The organism is Amycolatopsis sp. NPDC058278 (genome assembly GCF_042881395.1).
Lineage (GTDB): Bacteria > Actinomycetota > Actinomycetes > Mycobacteriales > Pseudonocardiaceae > Amycolatopsis.
Genome location: NZ_JBHVXZ010000123.1, coordinates 20,718 through 28,983, shown reverse-complemented (window position 1 = coordinate 28,983; position 8,266 = coordinate 20,718). Strand labels below are relative to the sequence as shown.

The 8,266-nt window shown below is 68.5% G+C and carries 5 protein-coding genes; 3 read left to right on the top strand and 2 right to left on the bottom strand.

Features of this window, described 5'->3' with window-relative positions:
* Nucleotides 1–35: 35 nt before the first annotated feature.
* The gene (locus ACFVYA_RS40415) at nt 36–1,955 is read right to left on the bottom strand and encodes a protease pro-enzyme activation domain-containing protein (protein ID WP_387052664.1); all 1,920 of its coding nucleotides are present in this window, start codon (nt 1,953–1,955) and stop codon (nt 36–38) included.
* Nucleotides 1,956–2,783: 828 nt separating this feature from the next.
* Between ACFVYA_RS40415 and ACFVYA_RS40410 the strand changes: the two genes are divergently transcribed.
* Nucleotides 2,784–5,132, top strand: a complete 2,349-nt coding sequence (locus ACFVYA_RS40410) for an ATP-binding protein (RefSeq protein WP_387052662.1) — start codon at nt 2,784–2,786, stop codon at nt 5,130–5,132.
* Here the strand turns inward: ACFVYA_RS40410 and ACFVYA_RS40405 are convergent.
* Nucleotides 5,086–6,321, bottom strand: coding sequence for a cytochrome P450 (locus ACFVYA_RS40405; protein WP_387052660.1), 1,236 nt, complete (start codon nt 6,319–6,321; stop codon nt 5,086–5,088). The genes ACFVYA_RS40410 and ACFVYA_RS40405 overlap by 47 nt on opposite strands.
* Before the next feature lie 168 nt (nt 6,322–6,489).
* On the opposite strand from ACFVYA_RS40405, the gene ACFVYA_RS40400 reads away from it, so the two are divergent.
* The gene (locus tag ACFVYA_RS40400) at nt 6,490–7,047 is read left to right on the top strand and encodes a hypothetical protein (protein ID WP_387052658.1); all 558 of its coding nucleotides are present in this window, start codon (nt 6,490–6,492) and stop codon (nt 7,045–7,047) included.
* Nucleotides 7,040–8,263 carry a hypothetical protein gene (locus ACFVYA_RS40395; RefSeq protein WP_387052656.1) on the top strand — a complete coding sequence of 408 codons (1,224 nt, stop codon included), beginning with the start codon at nt 7,040–7,042 and terminating at the stop codon, nt 8,261–8,263. Before ACFVYA_RS40400 ends, ACFVYA_RS40395 begins: the two co-directional genes overlap by 8 nt.
* Nucleotides 8,264–8,266: the final 3 nt, after the last annotated feature.

Genomic DNA, 8,266 nt, shown 5'->3' with positions numbered 1-8,266 from the left:
ATGTTGAGCGGGCCCACCGCGAGAAGACGTTGTGGTTACTGGGAAAGTGCGGTGATGAAGCCGTCGGCGGGGGTTCCGAGGCCGGTGACGTTGTCCCAGCCGGGACCGCTTTGCAGGTTCTGGGGGCGGGCGTCGAAGTCGATCAGGTAGCTGCCCTGCCCGCCGGGGACGGCGACGCCGCCGAAGGCGTGCATCATCGGCGTCCAGACCCCGGCCTTCTGTGGGACGACGTCGGCGATCGCGCTCGATCCCGCCAAGCTGTAGAGGGCCGGGGTGAGCATCCCCGCGCGGGCGTTGCCGGAGCGGGCCTGCTGGGCGTCGGCGACGAGCCCGGCGATCAGCGGCGAGGCCAGCGACGTTCCGCCGTAGGAGCCGATCCCGAACTGGCCCTTGATGGTCTGCCCGACCAGCATCCCGGTGTAGGAGTCGGCCAGCGCCGCGATGTCCGGGACCCCGCGCTTCTCACCGCTGCCGGGAAAGATGCCCATCTGCCAGTTCGGCATGTAGTAGAGCGCGGAGCTGCCGCCGCCGGCGCCGGAGGCGAACGGGCCGTCCGCATCCTGTTGCGGGGCCCAGCTGCTGCCGGACTGGATGTTGCCGCTGTTCTCCCACCCGGTCAGCACCGTGGGCTGGTTGTTCTGGTCCAAGCCGACGCTGGTGCCACCGACCGCCACGACCCACGGGCTCGAGGACGGGAAGCTGACGGTCGGGCGGCCGACGGGGCCGGAGTTGTTGCCGGCGTCGCCGGTGGACACGGTGACGGTCTGGCCCTGGATCGCCGCCTGCAGCGCCATTGAGTTGAACTGATCCCGCGCCATCTGCGGCAAGCTGTTCTCGCCGTCGGCGTTGCCGTAGCTGTTGCTGATCACGTCTACGGCGTTGTCGGCGACGGCCAGGTTGAACGCCTCGTAGATCCCGGTGCCCTTGCAGGACTTCCCGGCGTAGTAGCGGATCTTCGCCGCCGGGGCGATGGTGTGCGAGGCCTGCACGTCCAGCGTCTGCTCGGCCGCCCAACCCTCGCCGCCGCACTCGGTCGCGTCGGTGAACCCGCCCTCGGGCAGGACCGCGCTGTACTGGCCCTCGGCCAGCGGCGGCACGCCGAGCTGGCTGGCGGCCTGGTTGGCGTCGGCGACGATGGTGTCGGAGTTGTAGGCGCCGACGACACCGATCGTCGTGCCGACGCCGGTGTTTCCGTTGCTCAGCTTGTACATCGCACGGACCTGGGTGCCGGTGTAGCCGCAGAGTGCGTTCGATTGGAACCCGGACGGGTATTTCTGCGGGACGTCGGTGTTGTTCTGCTCGCCCCACCAGCGCGCGCAGTGCTGCTCAGCGGCCACGGCGGCCGGGCGGGTGTGCTGGGGCTTGAGCAGGGCGGCGCTGTCGTCCAGGCCGAGCACGGCGGTGATCGAGGCACGCAGCGAGATCGGCACGGTGACGGGCGATGCTGGGGCCGTGAGCGTCCGGGTGACACCGTCGATGCGAGCACGGAACGCGGCGATCCTCGTACCGAACGCCGACTCCAACGCTGCGGTCGGGGCCTCGGCGTCGACGAAGTGCCTGTTCGGGCTGACTCCGGTCACGTGCAGCCCCTGCTTGGCCAACCACCGGGACACCTGGTCGACGGCGTCTTGCGTTGGTGCGAATCGGTCGAGGAACTCCCTGGAGGACAGAAACTTCCCGTGCTCGGCGCTGCCCGGTGTCGCCAGCTGCGCGGCGAGGCGTTCGGCACCGGGCTGATCGCGCAGTGCCAGCGCGACCTGGATGTGCCGGACGGTGCTTCCGTTGGTGCGGGCGACTTCGGTGTGCGGGGTGGCCCAGGCTGGGGTGCTTCCGGCGATGGGCACGTGGTCGCCGGTGTCACCGGCGGGAGTCTGGGGTGCCGCGACGGCGGTGGCCACGGTGGAGGCGAGTAGGGCCGCGGTCGCGGCGAGGGCATGCCAAAGACGGCTGTGCATCGAGGTTTCTCCTTGTATGAAAAGGGAAGCCGTCCAGCGCGGTGTCGTGTGATCGACGTGTGTGCTGAAGGGCGTGCCTCGTGCCGCAGCCAGGGTTACGCGATGATGGGCTGAGCGGAGACGTCAAGGGACAACAAGACCGGCCGTGTGAAGCCGGTCGTGGAGTTCACTGATCGAGAAGTCCGAAACACTATCGGACGCGTAGGGTGCGCTACTGTTGAGCTTGCGATGCCGGCGGTCCGCGAGCGACCTGCGTCCGGCGTGACGTGGAGGATGGAAACACGAGAATGCCCCTATTGTCGGGCGGACCGTGCCGGATTCCACGCCTCCCCAGGGTGGAGCACGGGTCTGCCTTGCTGAGGAGAACAGTAACCGACCGCGAAAGAAAGTGCAAACAGTTGTGGTGGTCTTATCGGGAAACTGTTTCGGATTTGCCGCTTGTGCTGCGAGGTGTTGCGGGAAGTAGTCGTATGGGTTCGTAGCGTTAAGGACGCCTTGGCGCATGCTTGCTGCTGACAACTCTGTCGCCAGTCTGGGTGTGGTCTGGTTTCTGTCGGATGAGTGAAACGGTCGTTCGCGGTCTGGCGTTCCTCCTGCGCGGGCAGCGTGTTGATGATTAACCCGATCGGGTGTTTGGTTGTTAAGTAGTCGATCTTCGCAGGCCACAGGTGGTACGACATCTGCCACGGAGGGTGTCACGAGCCGAGTGAGCGCCGTCCGCCGATCGGGCGGGCGGGGTGCGCTGGCGTGAGGAGGGGACAGTGCAGGACATCGAGAGCCGAGAAAAACCCGCGGTCGGCGCAGGCTGGCGTTATCGCATCCATTGCGGTGGATAAGCGCATTCGCAGATCGGCCGGACAACTGCCCGCTGGTGTTCAACTGACGACATTCTTCGGGCGATCCCGTGAGCTGGCCGAGGTGTGCGAGCGGCTGAACGCCGGCGACCGCGCGGTGACACTGACCGGATCACCCGGCGTCGGGAAGACGCGATTAGCGGGCGAACTGCTCGTGCATATGAATGAGCACTACGACGCATCGGTGTTCATTCGCCTTGCCGAACTCGGCGTGCATGCCGACATGCCGGATGCCGAGCGGCGAATCTGCAACTTGCTCATTGCAGCCTTGCGTATCTCGCATCATCAGCCGAACGTCGACCCCGTGGACGTTCTGATCGAGCACGTCCGTAACCGGCGCGTGCTGATCGTGCTGGACAACTGCGAGCAAGTGCTGGACGCGGCTGCCGAGCTGGTCAACCGGATCATCACCGAAACCGTCATGGTGCAGGTGATCGCCACCAGTCGCGCCTACCTGGATGTCCAGGGAGAGCACCGGGTGCATCTGGGGCCCTTGGCGACCCCCGCCGAGGGCGCCGATCGCGCGGCGGCCGAGCACAGTGACGCGGTACAGCTGCTCGCCAACCGCGCCGCCGCAGCCGGACGGCCACTGACCGAACAGGACGACTGGCAGGCCATCGTCGACCTGGTCCGCTGGTCGTCAGGTATTCCGCTGATTTTGGAACTCATCGCGGCCCAGTTCGGCCGGGGGCGAGCGCCGGCAGTAGTCCTCGATCGCCTGCAAGGCGGCGCGTCGCTGAAGTACGGTCCCGGCGCGCGCGGGGTGCCCTCGCATCACCTCGCGCTCGACATTGCGATCACCGAGTCCTGGGACCTGTGTTCGCCGCAGCAGCAACGGGTCTGGGCGCGGCTGACCGTTTTCACCGGTGGGTTCACTCTCGACGCTTCCGAACAGGTCTGCGCCGATGAGTTGATCGACCAGGGCGAGATCCTGGAGACCTTGGATCATCTGGTGCGGCACTCGATTATCGAAGGTGCCTCCGCAGATGGGCGCTACCGCCAGCACACGTTCCTGCGTGAGTACGGCCGGCGCAGGTTGCGCATCTTCGGCGAACTGGACGAGATCAGCGAACGACTGTGTCGCTGGATTGCCGGGCTGGTCCGGCAGGCGGCCGAGCGGTGGTTCGGGCCGGAGGAGGTCCGGTGGCTGGACCTGGTCAACGCCGAATCCCGGAACATCGCCGCAGCTGTGGCATGGTGCTCCGACAACGGCCTGATCGAGCGGGCCTTGGCGATCATGGTGGATGTCCTGCTGACGCGGGCGCCGTTCTTCTTCGCCACCGAGATCCAGGTCTGCCGCCAGGTCGAGGAGCTGCTGAGCGAAGGCCCCGTGGTGGCCTCAGATGTGCGGATCTCGGCGCTGGCGATGGCCGGCTGGGTGTGGATCGCCCTCGGCGAACAAGCTCGCGGGAAGACACTCCTGGACGAATGCGTGCGCCTGGCGCGCGAGGCGGGCAAGGACGACGCCCCGGCGGTCCAGTTCGTCGAGGGCGCCTACGAAGCACTGGCCCTCGGGCAGCGCAGCGGTTTCGCGAAGCTGGCAGCCGCCAGCGCCGGCTTCCGCGCTGCGGGTGCCGATGGAGCGGCCTACATGGCGGACCTGATCCACGCCATCACAGCCGGCTTGCTCGGGCCAGCCGACGAGGCGGACCGAATGTCGCAACGCTGCCTATCCGAAGCCCGCCGCCGCGGCGCCGAATGGGCCGTGACCTGGGCGGAGTGGACGCGCGGCCTGCCCGCGTGTTCCGAGCCCGTGACCGATAATCCCGAGCCGTTGCGGCGGCAGATCGCCCTCGGCGATCTGTGGGGGCCCGGCTGGTGGGTCGAGAGGAAAGCCTGGGAGTTGGCCAAGGACGGGGACTACGTCGGCGCAGCGCGGCGGATCGGCGGTTCGGACAGCCTGCAGGCCCGCCACGGCGTCCACTACAACGGCCTGGCCAGCTTCAAGTCCCACCGCGGTCGGGCGAAGGCCGAGATCGCTTTGGTGCTCGGCCCGGTGGAGTCGACGGCGGCCTACCTCGAGGGCAGCCTGCTGGACGACGAGCAGATCGTGGCACTCGCGTTCGACGAGGTCGACTCCCCACCGGAGCCGACATTGACCGAGCGGCAGTGGACGATCACCCGGCTGGTCGCCAGGGGGTCGAAGAATCCGCAGATCGCGACGATCGTGCGGTTCTCCGTACGCACGGTCGAGACCGAGCTCACCACGATCTATGGCCTGCTGGGCGTGGCGGGACGTCGGGAGCTCGCCGAGTGGTACCGGGCCCGGTCAGCGCCTACCGGCGCTCCCACCGCACCGGCAGGCCCGCGACGCCGCGGATGATCCCGAAGGTCCGCCGGATCGCGGCGCCGGGCTGAAGCCGCAAACCCGGCAGGGCGCGCAGCAGTTCGATGAGCATGACGTGCAGCTCGACGCGGGCGAGGTGCCGGCCGAGGCAGCGGTGCTCACCGGCGCCCCACCCCAGGTGCTGCGGCGCGCCGCGGTCGCGGTCGATGTCGAAGACGTCGCCGTCGTCGAAGACCCGTTCGTCGCGGTTCGCGCTTCCCCACACCAGCAGCAGCCGATCCCCGCAGAAGAGCGGCACGCCACCGAGCCGGGTATCGGTCATCACAGTCCGTCCGGTGGCGGCGACGGCCGGGTCGTAGCGGACCAGCTCCTCCACGAACGCCTCCAGAGCGCTCGAATCGGCGGACACCTGCTGCCGCAGGGCCGGCTCGTTGAGCAGACGCAGGATCGCGGTGGCGCAGGCGTCGGCGGTGGTCAAGTGTCCGGCCGCGACCATCAGCATGGTCATCTTGACAAGCTCGTCATCGTCAGCGGTCCGGCCGTCCACCTGCGCGTTCACCATGACCGAGAGCAGGTCGCCGGTCGGGTGGGTGCGTCGCTGGTGGATCTGCCCGCGAAGGAAGTCCGCATAAATCCGGCCTGCCTGCTGGGCCTCGCTGAGCGTCTCGGCGCCGTAGAGGGCGCGGACGTGCTCGGACAGCCACGCGCGTTCGAGCTCGGCCAGCCCGAGCACCCGCCCGATCACCAGCGGCGGCACCTGGCGGGCGTAGGCGCCGACAAGATCAGCAGCGCCGTGCGGGATCAGCTCCTGCAGTACCTCCCGGCACACTGCCCGCACGTACTGCGCTTGCGCGGCCGCGGCGGCCGGAGTGAAGAACGACTGCAACAGGCGACGCCACTGGTGGTGATGGTCCTCGTCGGTCTCGAACATCGGCGCCACGGCCTCCCGCATCTCCGTGACCACCGCCGCCGCGCCCAGCCCGTCGACGCAGGCACTGAACCGATCCGAGGCACTTGCGACCTCCCGGATCTCGGCATACCCGGCGACCAGCACGAACCCGTCCAACTCCCCGCTGCGCGCCACCGGACACCCGCGCCGGATCGCCCCCAGCGTGTCGTAGGCGGTCTCGGCGACGGCCGGATCGAGGTGACTGAACGACCACGCCACATCCGCCGGATCGGTCCCCGACACCTGCGCCGCAGCGCCCCCCGCTTCCAGAACCATACCCACCTGGCTACTGGCCGTGAATGACGCAGGTCAAGGGGGTCCTGTGGGACATGTGGAAAAGAATGTGGACCCCGCAGCGTCGACATGTGGCCCGAATGTGGCACGAAGCGGCGTTGGTTGCGGAGCGTGTCCGTCACTATGGCTCCAACGCCCTGAACAGCCGCGATGAAGATCATCGACGGTGGCGGGCGAGCAAGGGGTGCCGGCGGGGGCCGGCTGGAAACGTCAAAGCACACAGGGGTGAAAGTGAGCACGACCGAGCACAGGGATCACGAGTTCATCCGGCGCTGCAAAACCATCATCAGCGCCCTGCCGATCCGTCATCCGTTCGAATTGAGGGCGTTCCTGGACGCGCTGGGACAGCAACAGGGCATGTCCGTGATCCTGGGCCGAATGCCGCTGAAGCGAGGCGGAGCCAGCGGTCTGCTGGCGCGCTCGCGTGAAGAGTGCTGGCTGACGGTCGTCGCGAAAGCAGTACCGGCGCACGCCGCGCACATCGCCTTCCACGAGATCGGTCACTGGATCCTCGGCCATCCCGGTAACTACGCATGCGGCCGCCGCACACGCCCCGACGACCGGTGGGAGGTCGAAGCCGAGCAGTTCGCGTGCCTGCTGCGGGAACACGTGAAGGCCGGGGCAGCACGCCATCGCGATCGGCTGCCGGGCCGGACGGCTCTGCGGGCGGCGTTCGGGTCACGTCGGCACCTGTGCGCAGATGCCTGACGCGGTCTCGCTCCTCTGGCTCGGCGCCGCAACCGCGGGCGTGGTCGAGGCGGCCCGCAAAGCGGTGGTCAACCGGGGTAGCGGCTACGCGCTCAGCCGGCACTTCCTGACCGCCGGCATCGCCTGTATGGCGTTGTCGCTGGCCGCCGGGGCGCCGGTGACCTTGGACTGGATCGACCGGCTGACGGGCTTGCACAACGCCGCGGTCGTGGCGCAGAACGTGCTGGCGATGCTGGCGATGGTGTTCACCGCCGGGTTCCTGCACACCCTGGGACAGCTGCGTCTGCCCATGCCGGCGGTGGTCACGATCTTCGTGGTCTGCGCCGCGGCGATGGTCACCCTGTACACGCTGGCCGGGGCGCACACGTCCTTCTTCGCCTCGCCCCGGAACCCGACCTGGCCCTCGCAGCTCTACTCCGCCATCTACCTGGGCTACCTGGTCGGCTGGCTGGCGCTGCTCCTGCTGGGCCTGACCGTGGTGGCCCGCGGCGAGGTCGCCGGGGTGCGCGGCGGCGTCGCCCTGGCCCAGCTGGGGGTCACGGCGGCGCTGGTCGGGTTGTCCTGGCGGCTCGGTGTCGTGCTGCGACTGCTGGTCGACCCGCACCATCCGCCCCGCGGGGCTCATTTCGGAGTGTTCACCGACGGCGCCGGCTTGGTGCTGTTCGTCGCCGGGTCGCTGTTCGCCGCGGCGACCCGGCGGCTGTTCGACTGGCTCGACCGGCGCCGCACCCAGCGCCGGGACGCCGCGATCGAGCGCCTGTGGAAGCGGCTGCGGATGCTGCTCGCCCACCGCCGCCCGCCCCCGCTGAGCCTGACCCAGAAGCTGGTCGAGATCGAAGACGCGCTGCTGATTGTCGAGCAGCTCATCGACGATCGAATCCGTCGCGCGATACGCGACGAACTGCACACGCTTGCCCTCTACGTCTATGTCCCGCCAGGGACGGCGACAGCCGTCGACATCGAGATCGCGATCGCCGCGGTTGTCGCGCATTTGTCACATCCGTCCGCGGAGCATCTGTCCGGTGAGGACGGCGACGACGCCGAGTCCCCGGCATGGTGGCCGGAGACCGAACGCTTGCATGTCGACGACGCGGCCAGGACGCGCTGGCTGGCCGAGGTCGGCGACGCACTGACCCACCGCCGAGTGCAGCGGATGGCCGCAAGAATCAGCGCGACACACCGCAAACTCCGGGAAGCGGGATTGCCGAGCCGGTAAATC